Source organism: Mycolicibacterium wolinskyi str. Jessa 2025 (assembly GCF_049241375.1).
GTDB classification, from domain to species: domain Bacteria; phylum Actinomycetota; class Actinomycetes; order Mycobacteriales; family Mycobacteriaceae; genus Mycobacterium; species Mycobacterium wolinskyi.
In genome coordinates, this window is sequence record NZ_CP185960.1 from 6562360 (window position 1) to 6581351 (window position 18992).

At 67.1% G+C, this 18992-nt stretch carries 19 protein-coding genes and 1 tRNA gene; 9 read left to right on the plus strand and 11 right to left on the minus strand.

Going from position 1 to position 18992, the window contains the following annotated elements:
* Positions 1 to 63: 63 nt before the first annotated feature.
* From ACOI2T_RS32595 to ACOI2T_RS32610, 4 genes are all read right to left on the minus strand, one after another.
* A complete protein-coding gene (locus tag ACOI2T_RS32595) occupies positions 64 to 1734 on the minus strand; it encodes a DUF7159 family protein (RefSeq protein WP_409504276.1) in 1671 nt (556 codons plus the stop codon).
* Between the two features lie 220 nt (positions 1735 to 1954).
* Positions 1955 to 3271: an ammonium transporter gene (locus tag ACOI2T_RS32600; RefSeq protein ID WP_409504275.1), complete on the minus strand. Its 1317-nt coding sequence runs from the start codon at positions 3269 to 3271 to the stop codon at positions 1955 to 1957.
* Between the two features lie 163 nt (positions 3272 to 3434).
* Positions 3435 to 4004, minus strand: coding sequence for a dCTP deaminase (gene dcd / locus ACOI2T_RS32605; protein WP_067853131.1), 570 nt, complete (start codon positions 4002 to 4004; stop codon positions 3435 to 3437).
* A gap of 31 nt (positions 4005 to 4035) precedes the next feature.
* Positions 4036 to 5598, minus strand: coding sequence for a DUF7159 family protein (locus tag ACOI2T_RS32610; RefSeq protein ID WP_409504274.1), 1563 nt, complete (start codon positions 5596 to 5598; stop codon positions 4036 to 4038).
* Positions 5599 to 5970: 372 nt separating this feature from the next.
* Here ACOI2T_RS32610 and ACOI2T_RS32615 point away from each other — a divergent pair.
* Together ACOI2T_RS32615 and ACOI2T_RS32620 are read left to right on the plus strand one after the other, a co-directional pair.
* Positions 5971 to 6044 (plus strand) — tRNA-Gly (locus ACOI2T_RS32615).
* Positions 6045 to 6131: 87 nt separating this feature from the next.
* Entirely contained in the window at positions 6132 to 6860 is a 729-nt protein-coding gene (locus tag ACOI2T_RS32620; RefSeq protein ID WP_409504262.1) for a hypothetical protein, read from the plus strand.
* A 426-nt stretch (positions 6861 to 7286) separates the two neighbouring features.
* On the opposite strand, the gene ACOI2T_RS32625 is transcribed toward ACOI2T_RS32620, so the two are convergent.
* Together ACOI2T_RS32625 and ACOI2T_RS32630 are read right to left on the minus strand one after the other, a co-directional pair.
* Positions 7287 to 7715, minus strand: coding sequence for a hypothetical protein (locus tag ACOI2T_RS32625; RefSeq protein ID WP_409504261.1), 429 nt, complete (start codon positions 7713 to 7715; stop codon positions 7287 to 7289).
* A gap of 36 nt (positions 7716 to 7751) precedes the next feature.
* Positions 7752 to 7886 carry an integrase gene (locus ACOI2T_RS32630; RefSeq protein WP_409504260.1) on the minus strand — a complete coding sequence of 45 codons (135 nt, stop codon included), beginning with the start codon at positions 7884 to 7886 and terminating at the stop codon, positions 7752 to 7754.
* A gap of 29 nt (positions 7887 to 7915) precedes the next feature.
* On the opposite strand from ACOI2T_RS32630, the gene ACOI2T_RS32635 reads away from it, so the two are divergent.
* Positions 7916 to 8212, plus strand: coding sequence for a hypothetical protein (locus tag ACOI2T_RS32635; RefSeq protein ID WP_409504259.1), 297 nt, complete (start codon positions 7916 to 7918; stop codon positions 8210 to 8212).
* Positions 8213 to 8236: 24 nt separating this feature from the next.
* On the opposite strand, the gene ACOI2T_RS32640 is transcribed toward ACOI2T_RS32635, so the two are convergent.
* Positions 8237 to 8845, minus strand: coding sequence for a hypothetical protein (locus ACOI2T_RS32640; protein ID WP_409504258.1), 609 nt, complete (start codon positions 8843 to 8845; stop codon positions 8237 to 8239).
* A gap of 359 nt (positions 8846 to 9204) precedes the next feature.
* Here ACOI2T_RS32640 and ACOI2T_RS32645 point away from each other — a divergent pair, with 359 nt between their 5' ends.
* Complete coding sequence (locus tag ACOI2T_RS32645; protein ID WP_409504257.1) at positions 9205 to 10725, plus strand: hypothetical protein; 1521 nt, start codon at positions 9205 to 9207, stop codon at positions 10723 to 10725.
* Positions 10726 to 10799: 74 nt separating this feature from the next.
* On the opposite strand, the gene ACOI2T_RS32650 is transcribed toward ACOI2T_RS32645, so the two are convergent.
* Positions 10800 to 11234: a MarR family winged helix-turn-helix transcriptional regulator gene (locus ACOI2T_RS32650; protein WP_409504256.1), complete on the minus strand. Its 435-nt coding sequence runs from the start codon at positions 11232 to 11234 to the stop codon at positions 10800 to 10802.
* A gap of 64 nt (positions 11235 to 11298) precedes the next feature.
* Here ACOI2T_RS32650 and ACOI2T_RS32655 point away from each other — a divergent pair, with 64 nt between their 5' ends.
* Positions 11299 to 11907: a maleylpyruvate isomerase family mycothiol-dependent enzyme gene (locus tag ACOI2T_RS32655; protein WP_409504255.1), complete on the plus strand. Its 609-nt coding sequence runs from the start codon at positions 11299 to 11301 to the stop codon at positions 11905 to 11907.
* Between the two features lie 12 nt (positions 11908 to 11919).
* Here ACOI2T_RS32655 and ACOI2T_RS32660 read toward each other — a convergent pair whose 3' ends face one another.
* From ACOI2T_RS32660 to ACOI2T_RS32670, 3 genes are all read right to left on the minus strand, one after another.
* Positions 11920 to 12801 carry a hypothetical protein gene (locus ACOI2T_RS32660; protein ID WP_409504254.1) on the minus strand — a complete coding sequence of 294 codons (882 nt, stop codon included), beginning with the start codon at positions 12799 to 12801 and terminating at the stop codon, positions 11920 to 11922.
* A gap of 46 nt (positions 12802 to 12847) precedes the next feature.
* Positions 12848 to 13510 (minus strand): VldE C-terminal domain-containing protein, encoded by a 663-nt coding sequence (locus ACOI2T_RS32665; RefSeq protein WP_067853089.1) that lies wholly within the window; start codon positions 13508 to 13510, stop codon positions 12848 to 12850.
* 138 nt (positions 13511 to 13648) lie between these two features.
* Positions 13649 to 14365 carry a GntR family transcriptional regulator gene (locus tag ACOI2T_RS32670; protein ID WP_409504253.1) on the minus strand — a complete coding sequence of 239 codons (717 nt, stop codon included), beginning with the start codon at positions 14363 to 14365 and terminating at the stop codon, positions 13649 to 13651.
* Between the two features lie 156 nt (positions 14366 to 14521).
* Between ACOI2T_RS32670 and ACOI2T_RS32675 the strand changes: the two genes are divergently transcribed.
* Genes ACOI2T_RS32675 through ACOI2T_RS32690 form a run of 4 tightly spaced genes read left to right on the plus strand, consistent with a single transcriptional unit; the run spans position 14522 to position 18900 of the window.
* A complete protein-coding gene (locus ACOI2T_RS32675) occupies positions 14522 to 15493 on the plus strand; it encodes a phosphate/phosphite/phosphonate ABC transporter substrate-binding protein (protein WP_409504252.1) in 972 nt (323 codons plus the stop codon).
* Between the two features lies 1 nt (position 15494).
* The gene (gene phnC, locus ACOI2T_RS32680) at positions 15495 to 16307 is read left to right on the plus strand and encodes a phosphonate ABC transporter ATP-binding protein (RefSeq protein WP_409504251.1); all 813 of its coding nucleotides are present in this window, start codon (positions 15495 to 15497) and stop codon (positions 16305 to 16307) included.
* Entirely contained in the window at positions 16304 to 17902 is a 1599-nt protein-coding gene (phnE, locus tag ACOI2T_RS32685) for a phosphonate ABC transporter, permease protein PhnE (RefSeq protein WP_409504250.1), read from the plus strand. Before phnC ends, phnE begins: the two co-directional genes overlap by 4 nt.
* Entirely contained in the window at positions 17878 to 18900 is a 1023-nt protein-coding gene (locus ACOI2T_RS32690; protein WP_409504249.1) for a zinc-binding dehydrogenase, read from the plus strand. Before phnE ends, ACOI2T_RS32690 begins: the two co-directional genes overlap by 25 nt.
* Positions 18901 to 18992 lie beyond the last annotated feature (92 nt).

The window sequence follows — 18992 nt, forward strand, 5'->3', positions numbered from 1 at the left end:
CCCCCATGAGCTAGCCGCTACGCGACACTGAGCGGCAGACCAACGCCAGGTGACGGTTCGAAGCTAGTGCCCACCGCCGAACGGGAATGGCCACATGCCGCCACCGTCACCGCCCGACGAACCGCGGCCACCACCCGAACCGCCGCCCGGGTTCCAGCCGCCGGAGTCACCCGGATCCCAGCTACCCGAGCCACCGCCCGAACCGCGGCCACCACCCGAACCGCTGCCGGGATTCCAGCCGCCGTTACCGGAACCGGAACCCGGCCCCCAATCGTCATCGTCCGAGCCACCACCCGAACCGGGGAACGGCCACTGCGGGCTCTCCGGCTCCTCATGCGATGGCGGCTGCCACGGCGGGGTCTCGGGCTCCTGATACGGCGGACGCTGCGGTTCCCACGGCGGACGGAAGATCGACGGGATGCGTGGCACGACCACGACCGGCGGCCGGTAGCCCGGCGGTTGATAAATCGGTGCCGGCGCGGGCAACACCGGGGCCGGCGCCACCGGCGCCGGGGCAGGCGGCGGAGCCACGGGAGCGGGAGCCGGGGCAGGTGCTGCCGGCGCGGGGGCCGGAGCAGGCGCCTGCGGTGCCTCGACATAGACCGTGCGCGGCGGAGCCTGCGGCGCCTCCTGCACCACGGGCACCGGGGCCTTGATGGTCTCCGGTGGCGGCGCGGGCGGCGGGGCCTGCTGTACCGGCTTGGCCTCGGGAACCGGTGCGGGCGCCGGGGCTTTCGCCGGCGCGCTCGGGACCACCGCACCTTGCGCGGGCGCCGGGCGCTGATCGACCGTCGGGCGGATGCTCACCGCCAGCGAAATGACCAGTGCGACAACGCCGACGACGAACACCGACGTCAGCGCGCTGCCGACCAACAGGAACGGCTTGCGGCCCTCGTCGGCCGGAACCGCGTCGAACGCGGCGGGGTCCAGGTCGTCGACCGCGGAGTCGCCGAGCGGCGCGAGCTGGGTGTCGAGCCCGGCCAGCCCCGCATACGCGCTGCCCGCCGTGGGACCGTCGGGATCCTGCGAGTACGCGAGCCCGACCGTGGACGCCTCGAACGCCGGTGCGTTGGCCGACGCCAGCGCCGCGCCGCGGGCCAGCGCGAGCTCGGGCTCGTCGGGCGCGCTCACCGGCATCGACACCAGGTTTTCCAGATGCGACTTGACCGAACTGACGTCGACGCCCGAACCGACGACGAACATCGCCTGCGGGGCGGCGTCCTGCGCGTCGACCGCGGCGACCATCTCAGTCAGCACGGCCATCGCGTCGGAGCTGTGCAGGCTGCGGTCGAACACCTTGACGACCGAGCCGTCCTCGGTCTTGACGACAGACAGCGTCGCCGTGTCACGGTCGATGAACATCAGCGCCGTGGTGTCGTAACCGACCGCACGGCCGACCGCCTGCGCGAGTGCGGCGGCGGCATGGCCTTCCGACACCAGCATGACGTTTTCGATGCCGTGGGCCGTCAGTGCGTCGCGCAGCGCGGACGCGTCCGAGTGGTCACTCCACGTGACCCCGATCGACTTCAGATGATGCCCGCCCGCAGCGGCGCTCTCTTGGGTTCCGAGGACGGCAGCCACCACCTGTTCGGCCGCGCTCGAAGTTGCCGAACCATCGCCGGCGGTGACGTCGAAAGCGTCGTGATCGACCGTGACGCCGTCGGCTTTCTCCCCCTCGACCAGCACCATGCGGACCGTCGTAGGTGTCATCGACACACCCAATACGATGTCCACCAAGTCCTCCAAAACGTTTGCTACACTGCCTAAGTCGCCATTGGGCACGCATGTGACACGAGCCGACAACTAGAACCTTCATCGTCGCAACCAGCTCGATCGTTACAACCGAACGCGTTAGCTGATGGCGCGTAGTTCTGGTCGGACCGCGACGGCACGGTGCCCGCCGACGCCGGTAGTTAGACCCTACTCGGCAATACGACAAAAGGCGTCCACCGGTTCATCCCGCCTGGTCGTCCTCCAGTGATTTAGGCCGTTCTCCCAGCGGGCCGTCGAAGAGCCCGGGGCGGCGCAACGGCGAGTGGCCGTGGACGCCCTCGGCGTAGGCGGTCTCGGCGTGCTGGGTGAAGTCGACGCCCGTGGTTTCGTCCTCGGCGCTGACGCGAAAGCCCATGAACCGGTCGATCACCTTGGCCACCGCGTAGGACATCGCGAAGGCGTAGACGGCGACGACGAGCGCGGCCAGCAGCTGCTTACCCAACTGGGCCAGTCCGCCGCCATAGAGCAGGCCTTCGGGGCCCGCGGTCATCACCTCGGTCGCGAGGAATCCGATCAGCAGCACCCCGACCACACCGCCGACGAAGTGCACGCCGACCACGTCGAGCGAGTCGTCGTAGCCGAACCGGAACTTCAGGCCGATCGCGAAGGAGCACACGATCCCGGCCGCCAGCCCGACGACGACCGCGCCCAGGGTGTTGACCGTGCCGCACGACGGGGTGATCGCGACGAGGCCGGCGACCACGCCCGAGGCGGCGCCGAACGTCGTGGGCTTGCCGTCACGGATCTGTTCGACGGTGAGCCAGCCCAGCATGCCCAGGCAACCGGCGACGAGCGTGTTGAGGAAGATCGCCGCGGCGGTGCCGTTGGCGGCCAGGGCCGAGCCCGCGTTGAACCCGAACCAGCCGAACCACAGCAAGCCCACGCCGAGCAACACGAACGGCAGGTTGTGCGGGCGCATCGCGTCCTTCTTGAAGCCGATGCGCGGGCCGAGCACCAGCGCCAGCGCGAGCGCGGACGCGCCGGACACGATCTCGACGACCAGGCCGCCCGCGTAATCGAGCACGCCGAGCTCGAACAGCCAGCCGCCGGGGCCCCACACCCAGTGCGCGACGACGGCGTACACCGCGACCGCCCACACCGGGACGAACACCATCCACGCGGCAAACCTCGCGCGGTCGGCGATCGCTCCGCTGATCAGCGCGGCGGTGATGATCGCGAACGACAACTGGAACGTCGCGAACAGCAGTTCGGGGACCGAGCCGCGCGCGGTCGTCGGATCGATGCCGAGCATCCCGAAGTGGTGGAGGCCGCCGATCAGGCCGCGACCGGCGTCCTCGGAGAACGCGAGCGTGTAGCCGACGAGCAGCCACGCCACCGTGACGAGCGGGATCGAGATGAAGCTCATCATGATCATGTTGAGCACGCCGGTGGTGCGGACCATGCCGCCGTAGAAGATGGCGAGGCCGGGGGTCATCAGCAAAACCAGCGCGGTGCTCGCGAGCAGCCAGGCGGTGGCGGCCGGATCGATCTCTTGCATTCGGCGAGAATGTCGGTCTCGCGTTTCAACCGCGCGGCAAAGGTGTTTCCGAATTGTTTCGTGTTGCGTGCGGATTACCGAAAGTTCACACCCGCCGACCGTGGGCCCTGCGCACCCATATCCGCGGAAATCCGTCCATAAGGCCCACGCTCGGGCCCGCCACCTAGGACTTGAGGAAGTTCAGATGTGAGCGCGACGGCGTCGGCCCCCGCTGGCCCTGGTATTTCGAGCCGACCTTGTCGCTGCCGTACGGGTGCTCGGCCGGGCTCGTGAGGCGCAGCAGGCACAGCTGACCGATCTTCATGCCCGGCCACAGCGTGATGGGCAGGTTGGCGACGTTCGACAACTCCAGCGTGATGTGGCCGGAGAACCCCGGATCGATGAACCCGGCCGTGGAATGCGTCAACAGACCCAGACGGCCCAGCGACGACTTTCCCTCGAGCCGGCCCGCGAGATCGTCGGGCAGCGTGCACAGCTCCAGTGTCGAGCCCAGCACGAACTCGCCCGGATGCAGTACGAAGGGCTCGCCCTCGGCGGGTTCGACCAGGCTCGTCAGCTCGTCTTGCTGGATCGACGGGTCGATATGCGTGTACCGGGTGTTGTTGAACACCCGAAACAGGCTGTCGAGTCGGACGTCGATGCTCGACGGCTGCACCATGGCGTCGTCGAACGGCTCGAGGGCAAGGCGCTTCGCGGCGATCTCAGCCCGGATATCGCGATCGGAGAGCAGCACCCGACGAGACTATCCGCCCCCCGCCCGTCGATCAGACTGCCGGCGGGGGTGGCGTCGGTAAAGGCGGCAATCCGGGGACCGGCGGTGGCGGCGGAGCCCCGGGCGGCGGCGGTGCCAAGATTCCCGGCGGAATCGGCAAGACCGGCGGCGGCGAGCCCGGCGGCGGTATCGGGGGCGGCCCCGGCGGGATGTACTGCGGCGAGTCGGGCACCGGGATATGTGGTCCGGTGTGGCCGTAACCCTCGCGATACGGCGCGATGAGGTCGGCCGGCGCAGGCGCGTTGATGCCGGTGTTGGGCACCGTGATCGGCCGCTGATAAGCCTCCAAGGCCGGCGGCAGCACTCGCTGCGCGACTTGCAGGGCAGCCGCACTCACCTTCGGATCGTTGAGCGCCTTGACAATTGCGTCGGGCGACAACTGCGCGACCACCGGGGACTGCGGCACCTGGGCAGCGGCGGCCGCCACGAGCTGCGCCAGCTGAGGCAACTGTGGCGCAGGCGCCATCGGCGGCGGTGGGAAGCCGGCTGGCATGGCATTCGGGGCAGGTGCCGGGAGTGCCATCAGCTCCGGCGGTTTCTGGTCAGCCGGCGGGGCGGGCGGCAGGGGGTCGGCCGGCTCGGCACGCGTCGACACCGACGGCTCGACGTCATCCGACGAGAAGTGTTGCCTGATCGCGAAGAACACCGAGGCGGTCAGGGCCAGCACGCCCGCGACGAGCACGACGCTCAATGTGCGGACCAGCAAAGCACTTTTGGGCGAGGAGTTTTCGTCCTCTGCCTCGTCGACCACGCCTGGCACGGCCGCCACCTTGGCGGAGCGGGGCACGAACACCGACAGCGTCGGCGTCTCGGCTTCCTCGACGTCTGCTTCGGCGGTGTCGTCCACCACCGCCGTGCCCTCGGTGAGCTCGCGCAGTGCGGTGTCCGCACTACACAGCAACGCTCCGCGCACCAGCACCAGCGCCGCGTTGTCGGACAGTGTGACGGGCAGCGAGGTCTCCGAATTCACCTCGGCGGCAAGGCTTCCCAGGTCCGCGGCGGCGCCCCCGAGGACGACCGATTGAATCGGCTCGGAGAAGGTGTCACAGGCCCGGCGTAGCGCGTGGACGGCCGCCTGCTGGTCGATCACGCCGAGGCAGCGGCTGCGCATCTGGCGAATCCCCGTCGCGTCGCCATGCAGCACGGTCAGCATCGTCGCGTCGGGTTCGACGATGCACAGCGCGACCGAACGCTCGCCGCCGTAGCGCACCAGATGCTCGGCGGCCGCCTCGACGGCGTCGGGCGCGGTGACCGTGGCGATGTCGGTGATGCCGCGCTGGTCGAGTGCATCGAGGACCAACTCGGCCTCGGTGGCGACGACATCGGTCCAGGTCAGCACCACCCGACGGACGGTGTGGCCGCACGCCGCGACGGTGGCGTACGTGCCGAGGATCGCGCTCACGACGTGCTCGCTGAACCCGGGCACGCCGACGCCCACGCCGGCGTAGGCGTCGAACGAATCGTGGTCGAGCATCGCTCCGTCACCGCGGCTGCCCTCCACCAGAACGAGTCGGGCGTCGACCGATGTCATGGCAACGCCAAGCACAACGTCCATAGTTGAACTCCCTCGACTGGTAAGGCCTGATGAATCCCCCCGGCCTCCACCCCGCGCCGGATGGAGAAGAACTCGGTCAAACGCTAACGGCTGTCTTTGAGAGCCATTGGGTGCCGCTTTACGGAACTCTCAGAGTTCACAGGTGCCCGTCGGGGCCCGCCAATCACGTTCCGCTGCCCGAGGTTTCGCGGCGGTAAACGTCGCACCAAGACGGCCCATCCCAACCGGCCCCCGCTGGCAGGTATGGTGTTCGCCAGCTACAATGCCATCGGTCAATGGCACTATCCGGCAAATTCTTAGAATCACGACGCTCGAAGGCCACACCGCGTTCCCTCACCGTCCGCCGACTTGCTATCCTTCGTCGGCAACCATGCCGATGTAGTTCAATGGCAGAACATCAGCTTCCCAAGCTGAATACGCGGGTTCGATTCCCGTCATCGGCTCCACATCTACCTCGGGTTTTACCCCGATGGAGCCGCCCGGTCGGGGCGGCGGTCCCGTAACGGTCCCGTATACCGATTTACCATCTGGGCATGCCCATCAAGGCCTGGCTCGATGGCGAGCAACCCGACCTCCAGCGGCTTGCCGTACTTTTCGCAGACGGAGACGTGCGGGTTTTGCGCGACGAAGCGAGTGGCACCTACTACCTCACCGCGATGGAACTCAACAGCGCGCATGAAGCTGACCGCGTCTACGTCACTGTCGAAGCTTTGCTCAACCGGATCAATGGCTCAGCCCGCACGCTGACGTCAGACTTCCGACCCGTCAGGTATGCCAGGAGGTACACCACCGACGACGGCGAAGTCATCCAACCGGCTGCTTTCCAGCTGACGCTTCGCGTAGGCATCTCGGCCTCGGCAGTCGTAAGGGGGCCGGACGGAGAACCTCTGCCGACATCACCGCCGCCAGCACCGACCCACCTAGCCCTAGCCGCGTCTGACGTGACTGTCGATAGGGTGTTGGCGCGCATGGCAGGTGACTTGGATTGGTTCAACCTCTTCAAGGTCTACGAGCTGGTCCGCGACGACCCAGCGAAGCCATCCTCAATCGCCGGGATGGGCTGGGCTACGGAGAACCAGCAGTCTGCTTTCAGAAGCTCCGCGAATCGGCCCGACGTCAGCGGTGACGACGCTCGGCATGCAGTGTCGCCGAACACAACGCCTCCAAGGAGGACGATGACGCTTGCCGAAGGCGAGACTTGGATCCGCAACCTGGTCTCGAAGTGGCTGGCGTGGAAGGCGGGGCCGACGCCGAACCCCTAGCCGAGCCCCCGGTATCACATTGCCGCGCTATCGCTTTCGGACGACCCAGCCGTCGCGGTGCCACTGCACAATCATGGCCGCGAGCGTCACGACGGCGCGGGCCTCCGGCTCGGATGGCGTTCGCCTGGGCCCGGTCCCGCCGTGCCGGTCGTGGTTCGGCCAGATCAGCTCAAGCATCGTAACGAGCGGTCCAACGTCGTTCGACTGGTCGGCCCGCGGCAAGGTCATCTCCCATACTGCGCCCTGACTCCGCAGGTGGCCTAGGACGTGGCCGAGGTTCGGCTTCGTTTGGTTCGGTACGACGACTGGGATCAGGATGTCCTCAAGCGCCTTGATGGCGTGATCCCAGGCATCGGACGGGTCACCGTTACGACCGAATGCATTCGCCCACGCCTCCCGCAACTCTGGTGTGGCTTCATCCTCAACCTAGGTCGCTGACTCGTAAGCGGCTTGGACTTCTTGCACAACGACACCTGTCAATGACTTGAAGTCATCTGAGACCGTCCAGACCGAGCCGCCAGCGTCGAGCAGCGCAGCCAGTCGCGCGCCGTTGTGCTTGTCACCCACGAACTGGAGCGTGCCGTCGATGAGATCAAGAAAGTAATCCTCATCCGCGCGAGCATCACCCAGGAGGAATTGCAGCACCGTCCCCGCCGTCCAGTCCGGTTCTACCGGTGCGCGCATGAATCCGGCCAACTCGAGCACCTTTTGTTCGTTGATCTGACCATCCTGGTATGGCCGCAGAGTCTTGTTGATCCAATTCGTCAGTCCGTTCGGGAGGTGTTCCGGCACACCCTCATACGGCCCGTCGGGCGTGGCCCTACCCCGGCGCTGCGATAAACGCTGTCCCACCATGCGGACACAATAGTGCTTGCCTCCGACACATCCTGGCTAACCGTGCAGCTGGATCACGTTGCCGCCGTACGCCGGTGCCGCCAAGGCTCCGAGGGCGGCCATGCTGCCCGCGTGGTCGTCGGTGTTGATGAGGTGGGCGTAGGCTGAATACGCGGGTTCGATTCCCGTCATCGGCTCCATGAAAACGTCACCATGAACAGGTGACGACGACGCTCGACCTATCTCTCTTACGACGTCAACTGGACCGCGTCCTGTCGCTGGTCGAGGAGCGCCATGGCTCGACCGTTGAGTTCGATGCCGATTTCTACTGGCTTCTGGAGACGGCCGACATGTTCAGCCGTGAGAGCGTGCCGGTGCCCAACGCCGGGCAACTCTCAGACGACGTCGCCGAGTTGACCGCCATGGCGTCGCGGCCCGATGACGAACTCGTGCCGTGGCATGACCTCAAACACTTGATCGGACTGCTCGAAGCTGTCGCGCACCGAGACCTTCCGTGAGCCAAACAGGTTGTGCCGACGTGGTTACGGCGCAGCGCAGATGTCAGCGATCGACTTGTTCGCCGCATCGGCATTGCGGAGCCGTTCGGCTTGCTGGGGATCGTCGTTGCCGATTCCGGTGAGTGAGTGCATTGCGATGTCTTGGAGACCACCGGCGAATTTCTGGATCGCATCGGCAAGTTCCGGTGGCGTCGCCGGGCCGGTTCGTTCAAGCAGATAGGCGCCGCCGCCGAGCATGGACAGCCGCGCATTGGCCGCGACGGCTTGCGCACCGGCGGGCCCTTCGCTGGTGGCGTGGGTCTGGATCGACACGGCCGACCTGACGGTCTGGAACGCGCTGCAAACGTCAGCCTTGGAACCGTGCTCGGCCGAGGCATCGACCGCTGCCGGCGCGGCGTCGGCCGGGCCGCCCGCGGGCCGCAGCAATGCGAACACGGCTAGGCCGACCGCTGCGAGCGCAACCACCAACGCCACGGGGGCAATGCGGCTGGACCCCGGGCTCTGTGCTTTCTCCGACGAAGGGCGTTCGTCGCTCTGGTCGTCGAGAGATTGCTCGATGGTTTGCTCTGCCACGGCGTGGATCGTATCGGCGGCGCCGCCCGATAGGTGGGCCACACAAACGTGCCGCCGCACACCATAATGTCTAGCTCGATTTTTGATCTTGATCCCCGGAAGCTGAGAATCGTTCCGCCGCAACGCGTTCCGGCAAATCTTTTTTCGGCGGACTTTCAAGCAGCCGCGTCGCACTCGGCAACCATCTGAGATTCTTTGCTACCCAGCACATTTGACCTGATCAGCCTGAGTAGCCGCAGTGCGCCAGAACTACACACACGCGACGCGCGAGAACACCGAGCCGATGGCATTGACCGACGAGAACCCGAAACGTAGGCATTGACGCCCCGGTAAGAGAACCTGAGAATTCGGCTTGCTTTCTCACAGCAAACGTTAAGCCAACGATCAGTTTTAGCTGGCGCTTACATGAAGGGACCTGCATGTACGTGAAACCCGGACGGCATCGCGCGGTAGCGCGATCCGCACCCAAGTACGCGGCGACGGGAGTCGCGGGTGCGGCGTTGGTCGGCCTCGGTGTGCTGACGGCCGCGGCCGCCATCGCCGAGGAGCCGTCGACGAGCACCGCCCACAAGGCCCAGGTGAAACTGGTCAACAGCGAAGACTCGCTGCTGCTGTTCGGAACCCCGGGCGGCAATGACAACCAGCTCATCAGCGCGGCCGCGCTGAGCCCGAATGCGATGAGCACCGCGGCAATTCGGCCGATCGTCGGTGATGGCGGCTGGCTGATCGGCAACGGCCTCGACGCCGCTGCCGACTGCACCGGCGATGCCTGCAACGGCGGCGCGGGCGGCTTGCTGTACGGCAACGGTGGCGCCGGCGCCAACGGTGGCAACGGCGGGCACGCGGGCCTGTTCGGTGGCAACGGCGGCCAGGGCGGCGCCGGTCGCGACGCCGTGTACGACGCGAACGGCAACCTCGTCTCGGCTGCCACGGATGGCGGCATCGGCGGCAACGCAGGGTTCTTCTCCGGTGACGGCGGTGACGGCGGCGCGGGCGGCAACGACTACAACTCGAGCGCGGCCGGTGACGGCGCGAACGCCACCGGCGGCAAGGGCGGCGATGGCGGCTACGGCGCGAGCTATGCCCCGGGCCGGGGCGGTAACGGCGGCGCCGGCGGCAACGCCTCGTCGCTGTTCGGCAACGCCTTGGGCGGTGCCGGCGGCCAGGGCGGCGGCACGAACTTCGGATTGCCGTTGCCCAACGAGGTTCCCGACGAGAACTACGGACCGGGTGCCGGTGGCACCGGCGGCTCGGCCACGGTCGGCAACGCCGACGGAACCGGCGGAACCTCCGGCCAGACCGCCACGGGCGGTCGGGGTGGCGACGGCGGCTTCGGCCTCGTATCGGGCGGCAACACGCCTGACCTGACCGGCAACGGCGGTCGCGGCGGAAACGCCACCGGCCACCAGAGCGGCAACGCGGTCGGCGGTGCGGGCGGCGACGGCGGCAGCCGCGTCATCTCGCGCTCGGCCAACGGCGGCAGCGGCGGATCCGCCAACACCGAGGGCGGCAACGCCACTGGCGGTGCGGCCGGTTCCGGTGGCACCAGCATCGTTTCGGGCCTCGGCGGCCGGGGCGGGCGCGGTGGTAGCGCGACCTCGACCGAGGGCGGCAACACCACCGGCGGTCGCGGCGGCAACGGCGGCAACGGCGGTGCCATCGGTGGCAACGGCGGTGCGGGCATGAACGGCGGCGCCGCGACGGGTGGCAACGCCCGCGGTGGCAACGGCGGCACCGGCGGCAAGGGCGGCAGCTCCGTCCCGACGAACGACGGCACCAGCACCGGTGTCGGCGGTAACGGCGGCAGCGGCGGCAACGCCACTCCTGGCGCAGGCAAGACCGGCACCGGCGGTAACGGCGGCGCCGGCGGCCAGGGCGGTGGCGGCAACGGCAACCAGGGCAACGACGGCAGCGACGGGCCCTCCGGTAGCAGCACCTAAGACGCTAAGCAGCGTCGAGCGTTAAGGCGGGTACGGATCCGACTGCACAACAGTCGGATTCGTACCCGCCATTCTCATGTCCAAGGGTCGGTGATCTCACGCAGCGCGACCAGCGCGCGGCGCAATTCGCGATACGCCTTCGCGCCCAGGTGTTCCCGCCATTCGGCCTCGATCGCCTCGACTTCGTCGGCGGCCACCCGACACACTGCCGCGCCGCGCTCGGCCAGCATCACCAAGCGGGCACGCGCGTCGGTGGGGTCGGGTTGGCGCACGACGTACCCGGCCCGCTCGAGCTCGTCGACCAGGGCGCCCGCGGTCTGTTTGGTTACCTGCGCTTGCTCCGCCAGATCGGTGAGCCGGATACCCTGCGGGCTCAACCGCTGCGCGATCCGGCACTGCGCCAGGGTCAGATCGGTGAAACCGGCCTGGTGCACGACATCCAGGATCCGGTTCTCGGCAGCCCGGTAGGCGATGAACATCATCACCGCAGAGTTCGGCGCCTCATCCACACCTTGACTTTAGTACGTATTCCTGACTAATTTTTAGTCAGGGATCCTGACTATAGGAGCGGACATGGAATCCGACGCGATCTGGCGCACGGTCGATGAGCAGCGTGGACAACTCGCCGATCTGCTCGACACCTTTGAACCGCACCAGTGGTCGACACCGTCGCTGTGTACGGCATGGACAGTGCGCGACGTCGCCGTCCACCTGACGCATTCGCAGGTAAGCAGCAAGGACGCCGCACTGGCGGCACTCAAGTCCGGCTTCCGGTTCGACACCATGATCCGGCGAATGGCCCTGGCAGACAAAGCGTCTCCACACGACATCACCGCGCGACTGCGCGCCATGGTCGGCTCGCGCAGGCGTCCGCCCATGACCAAGGAAGTCGACCCGTTGATGGACATCCTGGTGCACACCCAGGACATCTGCGTTCCGCTCGGCATCGACCGTCCGATGCCCATCGACGCGGCGATCGCTGTCGCACAGCGCTTGTGGCACATGAAGTTTCCGCTCAATCCGCAACGGGACCTGCCGGGGTACCGGTTCGTCGCGACCGATGCAGACTTCGCGGTCGGGCCGCAATGGGGAGGTCTGCGGGAGTTGCCCATGCGCGACATCGTGATGATCCTCGCGAGACGGCGCAACGCACCCGACGCACCAGATGCCCCCGAGGATTGAGCGCTAGTCCGCTCACGGCGCGGGTGCGTCGTCCTCGAAGAACTCCCGTATCGCGGCGAACCCGCCGTGCTTCGCCGCCTGGTATGCCCAGATCGCGGCAATGATCGGCACGGGCCCGAACGCGACCAACCACCGCGCCCCGGGTGGGACGAGTTCGGCGATCACCTCGGTGCTCGGCACGCCGTCGACGACTGCGGGTAGCCATTCATGCAACAGGATCGTCAACATGCGGGTGGCCTCGAACGGTCCGGCGATGGTGGCCAGCACCCAGCTCAGCGACGCGATGATCAGCGCCCACGGCCACGCCAGCATGAGCGACTGGTCGTCGACGATGTCGGCGGCCGAGCGGATCGACTCGGCGATGAACGCGAATGCCAACGCCACCAACAGGACTCCGACCTGAGCCGCGAGCAGGTCATCGAGCACCGAGTTGGCCAGTTCGTCGGCCGTTCGCGTCGGCAGGCCGAACGCGAGCGACAACAGGCCGGCCAGCAGCGCGAGCAGGGCCAGTGCCGACGTCGAGTCGTCGATGCGCATGAAGGAGTCGGTGAGGATCCGCACCACAAGGCGGGACGACGCCGCCGGACGCGTCCGGTACAGGATCATCACAACGAGCCCGGAGATGACGATCGAGGTCAGCCAGGCCACGACGGCCGCACAGATCACCACGAGCGCGAAAGACCCGATGATCGCGACGAGCTGCGAGTTCTCGCTCTCCCCGTTGCGCACCACGAGCAGCGGAACCACGCCGATGGCGATGACGCCTGCTACGCGCACAAGAATCGGAAGGGTGAAGCCGGCGATGTCGCTCGCGTCGAGGTCGGGATCGCGGCTGCGGATCGCGGCGACCTCGGCACTCATCACCGATCGGGCCCGGCGAAAAGACAGCGCCACATCGCGAATCTAGAGGTCAGCGTCCGTCCACCGGTCGCGACACGCTTTAGCGGAGGTAGACCTGCCCCTTGGAGGGATAACCGCCTCCGGTCGTCGTGATGTGGACGTGGTCGTAGTGGCCGTACCCGCCGCTGCGGGAACCGCCCGGCGTGTAGTACGTGCCGCGCCAGATGCAGTCCTGCAATCCGAACCGCTCGGCGTTCTTGAGTGCGTACGCCACGATCTCGTTGCCGAGCGCGATACCCGCGGCGCTGCTGGGGTTCGGGATCATGACGTCGAGGGCGAGCCCGTCGGGATGCCAGCGCAGCGCATCCGGCCGGACACCGCCGATCTGTTGGATCTCGGGGAAGTCCGCGCTGATGCTGCGCGAGGCCAGGATCGTCTTGACCTGCAAACCGCTCTCCGGGGCGTCCCCGACCGGCAGAGCCTCGGGGATGTCGATGACGCGCCAGCGCGACGCCGTGGCCGCGGACACGAAATTCACGCCTTCCGGCTGGACGACGGGAGGCGCCGACGACGCGGCAGGCGCCGAGACGATCTCCATGCAGCAGGGTGGCGCTTCCTCGGCGACGGGTTTGGCCACGGGTTTGGCGGGTAACTTCTGGACATCACTGCCGACCGCGAACAACACAGCGGCCGGGGCGATGATCGCAGCCGCGACAGCCGACTTCTTCCGTCGGCCGGGGCTGGCTAATGCATGTCGGCCCACACGGGCACCATACGGGCAGGTCAGAGCGATTGCAGCAACCGAGCGCGGTCTCTGAGAGTTCCCTTAAAATTCCGTCAGCGCCCCCAACACGGCGTTTTCGCAGGTCAAAGGTCACAAAATAGTCACGAAACGATTGCGTTATGAGGCATGCATCACAGCGGTAAAAGTCATCCGATCGCCACGATACAACGACCGCCGCTGCTCGATCGGAACACCGTTCTGGTCATAGGACACCCGGTTGAGCAGAAACATGGGCGTGCGGCTGTCGACGGTCAGTAACGCGGATTCCCGCGCGTCGGGCAGCGCGGTGTCGATGGTGTCCACCGTCCGCTCGAACTTGATCCCCCGGCTCCGGATCTCGGCGTACAGCGAGACCCGGTAATCGAACGTCTCGCGCAGCCCGGGATAGCGGGCGGCGGGCAACTTCGTCGTCTCGAGACCGACCCGCACACCGTCGGTGGTCAGCACCCGCTCCAACTGGATGATCGGCGCGCCCGGCTCGATGGCGAGTTGGCCGGCAAGCGTCTCGTCGGCGGTCAGGTCGGTCCAGCCGACCAGGATGCGCCCAGCGCTCAAGCCCTTGTCCTTGGCAGCCTCGGTGTAGGAACCCATCGCGAGCGGAAGCTGAACCTTCGGCTTGGCAACAACCGTCGTCCGGCCGCGACGTTCGACACGACCGTCGAGCAGCAGCTCACGTAGCGCCTGCCGGACGGTCTCGCGTGCGACGTCGAACTGTTCGGCAATCTCGCGTTCGGCCGGAAAAGGGTCGCCGACCTCCATGTCGTCGAGCATCCGATCCAGTTGTGCGCGAACCACCTGGTGCTTGAGAACTCGATGCTCTGCACTCGCAGTCACGAGACCACCGTACCAATTCCTGGTATAGACCATGGTATAGACCAAGAAGTTTCGAGTTGTTAACCTTCCGTTCGCCTTAGCTGAACCTGTTGGTATAGACCAACGCACAGGGTGTGTGGCGGATCAACCCCGCCCCCTCGAAAGGTTTCCGCGCCCATGAAGATTCGTACCCGCCGGCCGATCGCGGCCGCCGCAGCAGCTGCCAGCATCGCCCTGGTCATGTCCGGTTGTTCGGGCTCCGACAGCTCCGAGACCACCACCGAACAGGGCTTCCCAGAGACCATCACCCTCGCCGCCATCCCCGCCGAGAACTCCAGCGATCTCAAGGCCAGCTACGACCCGCTCATCAAGCTGCTGGAGAAGGAAACCGGATCCAAGGTCGAATTCGTCCAGGCCTCGGACTACGCCGGCGTCGTCGAGGGCATGATCGCCGACAACGTCGACCTCGCCTTCTTCGGGCCGTTCGCCTATGTCGTGGCCGGCATCAACGGGGCCAAGATCACCCCGATCGGCGCCGTCATCAAGGACGAGGGCACCCAGCCGGGCTACCAGTCGTACGGCCTGGCCCGCTCCGAAGAGGCAAACATCAACGGCCTCAAGGACTTCGCGGGCAAGAAGGTGTGCTTCGTCGACCCGGGTTCGACGTCGGGCTTCCTGTACCCGAGCGCGGGGCTGATCGAGGCCGGTGTCATCAAGTCCGGTTCGGAGGCCGACATCTCGGCCGCGATGTCGCCGATCTATGCCGGTGGCCATGACTCGTCAGCCCTCGCGATCGCCAACGGCGACTGCGACGCCGGATTCGCGTTCGACACCATGGTCGACAAGACGATGATCGAGAAGGGCGACCTCAAGCCCGGCCAGCTCAAGACGGTATGGAAGTCGGAGATGATCGCCGGCTCGGTGTTCGCCGCCAACGACTCACTCGGCACCGAGGCCATCGACAAGCTCAAGAAGGTGTTCGCCGACAAGGCCAACGTGACCAACTTTGAGGCAGAAGGCTTTTGCGAGGGTGACGCGTGCCGGATCACCGACGAGCGCGCGTGGGGCGTCGTGCCGGTCAACGACTCCGATTACGACGGCGTCCGCCACGTCTGCGACGTGACCGGTTCCGAGAAGTGCAAGGGCTGACATGAGCACCGTCGGACCGGACCATCCCGTTGCGGGCGACGACCTGGTCGTCGTCGCCCGCAACGTCACCAAGAAATTCGGTGACACCCTCGCACTGGACGACGTGTCCCTCGACGTGCACCGCAGCGAGCTGCTCGTGCTGCTCGGCCTGTCCGGGTCGGGCAAATCCACGCTGCTGCGCTGCCTCAACGGGTTGCATCCCGTCACGTCGGGTGCCGTCGACGTCGGCGGCACCCGGGTGGACCAGGCCTCGAGCGCGCAGCTGCGCGCCCTGCGCAGGCGGGTCGGGTTCGTCTTCCAGCACTTCAACCTCGTCGGCCGGCTCAGCTGCCTGGAAAACGTCCTCATCGGCGGCCTCGGCCAGCTGCGTTTCCCGCGCTATGGCGCGCTCACCTACCCCAAGAGCATGCGCGTCGCGGCGCTGGCGCACCTGGACCGGGTCGGGCTCGCCGATTTCGCGGAGCGTCGCGCCGACACGCTGTCGGGCGGCCAACAGCAGCGCGTCGCGATCGCACGCACGCTGATGCAGCGGCCGGCGCTCCTGCTGGCCGATGAGCCGGTGGCCTCACTCGACCCCGAAAACGCCGGCGTCGTCATGGATCTGCTGTTCCGCGTGTGCATCGAGGAGAAGCTGACGGTGGTGTGCACGCTGCACCAGGTCGACCTCGCGCTCGGCTGGGCGCACCGCCTCGTCGGCCTGCGCAACGGGCAGAAGGTTCTCGACCGACCCGCCGTGGGCATGACCCGCGACGACGTCATGGCGATCTATCAGCGCGTCGACCCCACAGTCACCTCGACCACCCGTCCGTCATGACCATCGAAGTCACCGAGCGGCCGGCGGCCTCCGGGCCGTCGGCGCCAAATCGCAAGCCGCCCTTGCCCGGCCTGCTTCAGCTCGTCGCGATCGCCGCGGTCCTCGCCACGATCGTCTCGGCGTGGTCGATCGATTTCGCCCCCACCGCGCTGATCGACGGATTCGACGAGGTCGTCGCACTACTCGAACGCATGGTTCCGCCGCGGCTGGACGACCCGGGCCGGATCGCCGGACTCGCCGTCGAGACGTTGTTGATGGCCGTGCTCGGCACGGTTCTCGCCGCCATCGCGTCGGTACCGCTGGCGTTCATGGCCGCCCGCAACACCACACCGCACCCAGCCGTGTACGCGGTGGCACGCGCGATCATCACGTTCTGCCGGGCCATGCCGGATCTGCTGTTCGCGGTGCTGTTCGTCCGCGCACTCGGAATCGGCGTGCTGCCAGGCATTCTCGCGCTCGCCCTGCATTCCATCGGCATGCTGGGCAAACTGTTCGCCGACGCGATCGAGCAGACCGATCCGGGTCCGCGCGAGGCCGTGCGCAGCACCGGCGCCGGATACTTCCGCGAAATGCTCAACGCCGTCGTCCCCCAGGTGATGCCGGCCTGGATCGGCACCTTCATCTACCGGATCGACATCAACCTGCGCATGTCGGTCGTGCTCGGCTTCGTCGGCGCGGGTGGTATCGGCTTCGCACTGCAGGATGCGTTGCGGGGCTTGATCTATCCTCGTGCTCTCGGCATCGTCTGCGTGATCCTGGCGATCATCGTGGCCATGGAACTGCTCGCGATCCTCATCCGCAGGATGCTGCTGACCCCCGAGCAGACCAGTCCGGCACGTGATCGCGCCACCCGGTTCGCCTTCTCGGGTCTCCTGATCGGCACGGTCCTCGCATCCTTCGTGGTGTTGAAGATCAATCCGGTGTCGCTGTTCACCTGGGTGCTTCCCTCGATCGAGGTCTTCACCCGCATGATCCCGCCCAACTTCGACGCGCTCGGCAGCGAATTGTTCGTCGCCGCAGCACAAACCGTCGCGATCGGCGTGGTTTCGACGGCGATCGGCGTGGTGCTGTCGATACCCGTCGGCATCCTCGCGGCCCGCAACGTCACACCGAACGCTGCGGTGTACTGGTTCGCCCGCGGCTGGATCCTGTTGGTACGGGCCGTGCCCGAGCTCATCCTGGCCGTGGTCTTCGTCGCGGCTTTGGGTCTCGGGCCCATCGCAGGCACCTGTGCGCTGGCCATCGGATCGGTCGGCTTCCTGGCCAAGTTGGTCGCCGACGCGGTCGAAGAGATCGACCCCGGTCCCATGGAAGCCGTCAAATCGGTGGGCGGCGGTTGGTGGAAGACATTGTTCGCCGCGGTGATTCCGCAGTCGATGCCTGCGATGGTGGGCTCGAGCCTTTACCTGTTCGACGTCAACGTGCGCACTTCGACCATCCTCGGCATCGTCGGGGCGGGCGGCATCGGTTATCTGCTGTTCGAGTCGATCCGCACGCTGAACTTCGATGTGGCCGGCGCCATCGTGATCGTCATCTTCGTCATCGTCTACGCCATCGAAAGGTTGTCCGGGTGGATACGCTCACGCCTCGTGTGACGCTGGCCGCGGTCTGGACCGGCGGCTCTGAGGTCGAGCTGCAGAAGGTCGAGATCCCAGAGCTCGGCGATGGAGATGTCCTGGTGCAGGTTCGGTTGGCCACGGTGTGCGGCAGTGACCTGCACACCGTGACGGGCCGCCGTTCCGCCGCGTGCCCGTCGATCCTCGGCCATGAAGCCGTCGGCGACGTCGTCGCCGCCGGTCCGCGTGCACCGGTCCAGGTGGGGCAACGAGTGGTGTGGTCGGTGACGGTCACCTGCGGTGAATGTGCGCGCTGCCGTTCAGGTTTGACCGCGAAGTGCACATCGGTGCGCAAGGTCGGCCATGAGCCGTTCGACGGTGACTGGCCGTTGTCAGGCTCGTATGCCGAGCACGCGGTGCTGCCCAAGGGCACGACGATCGCCGTGGTGCCCCCGACTCTGCCCGATACCGTGGCGGCCCCCGCGGCATGTGCGACGGCGACGGTGATGGCGACGCTTGAGGCGGCAGGCGAGCTCGCCGGCCGCCGTGTATTGATCGGCGGGGCCGGCATGCTGGGCCTCACCGCGGTGGCGGCCTGCGCCGAAGCCGGCGCCGAAGTGCAGGTCGTCGACATCGATCCCGGACGCCTGGAACTGGCAACGGAATTCGGCGGCCGCGCCGCTGACGGTGGGCCGGTCGATGTCGCGATCGACTACACCGGCTCCACCGATGCCGTCGCGCAGGCACTGGGCCGACTCGACATCGGAGGCGTGCTCGTGCTCGCCGGGTCCGTGATGCCTGGCGCGCCGTTGGCCGTCGACCCGGAAGCCGTTGTCAGGCAATGGCTCACCATCACGGGTGTGCACAACTACGAGCCCCGCCACCTGCACCGGGCCGTCGAGTTCCTCGACCGGACCAGAGACCGCTATCCGTGGCACTCGCTGGTGGGGGCGCCCGTCCCGCTCGACGACATCGCGTCGGCGTTCTGCGCGCCACCGGTCGGGAAGTTACGGACGGCAGTGGCCCCTCGGCCCTGACCCGTTCGCCGATACTGTGACGAACGTGCAACTTGTTGAGGCGATCTCGACGTCACGGCACAAAAGCCTGCACGTTCGTCACAGTGCGCCAC

Bases quoted from the DNA above. Each gene is read 5' to 3' on its own strand.
- ACOI2T_RS32655 (WP_409504255.1), top strand. From the start codon at position 11,299: ATGGAATCCGACGCGATCTGGCGCACGGTCGATGAGCAGCGTGGACAA.
- ACOI2T_RS32610 (WP_409504274.1), bottom strand. From the start codon at position 5,598: ATGGACGTTGTGCTTGGCGTTGCCATGACATCGGTCGACGCCCGACTC.
- phnE (WP_409504250.1), top strand. From the start codon at position 16,304: ATGACCATCGAAGTCACCGAGCGGCCGGCGGCCTCCGGGCCGTCGGCG.
- ACOI2T_RS32620 (WP_409504262.1), top strand. From the start codon at position 6,132: ATGCCCATCAAGGCCTGGCTCGATGGCGAGCAACCCGACCTCCAGCGG.
- ACOI2T_RS32675 (WP_409504252.1), top strand. From the start codon at position 14,522: ATGAAGATTCGTACCCGCCGGCCGATCGCGGCCGCCGCAGCAGCTGCC.
- ACOI2T_RS32600 (WP_409504275.1), bottom strand. From the start codon at position 3,271: ATGCAAGAGATCGATCCGGCCGCCACCGCCTGGCTGCTCGCGAGCACC.
- ACOI2T_RS32645 (WP_409504257.1), top strand. From the start codon at position 9,205: ATGTACGTGAAACCCGGACGGCATCGCGCGGTAGCGCGATCCGCACCC.
- ACOI2T_RS32630 (WP_409504260.1), bottom strand. From the start codon at position 7,886: ATGACGGGAATCGAACCCGCGTATTCAGCCTACGCCCACCTCATCAAC.
- ACOI2T_RS32625 (WP_409504261.1), bottom strand. From the start codon at position 7,715: ATGGTGGGACAGCGTTTATCGCAGCGCCGGGGTAGGGCCACGCCCGAC.
- phnC (WP_409504251.1), top strand. From the start codon at position 15,495: ATGAGCACCGTCGGACCGGACCATCCCGTTGCGGGCGACGACCTGGTC.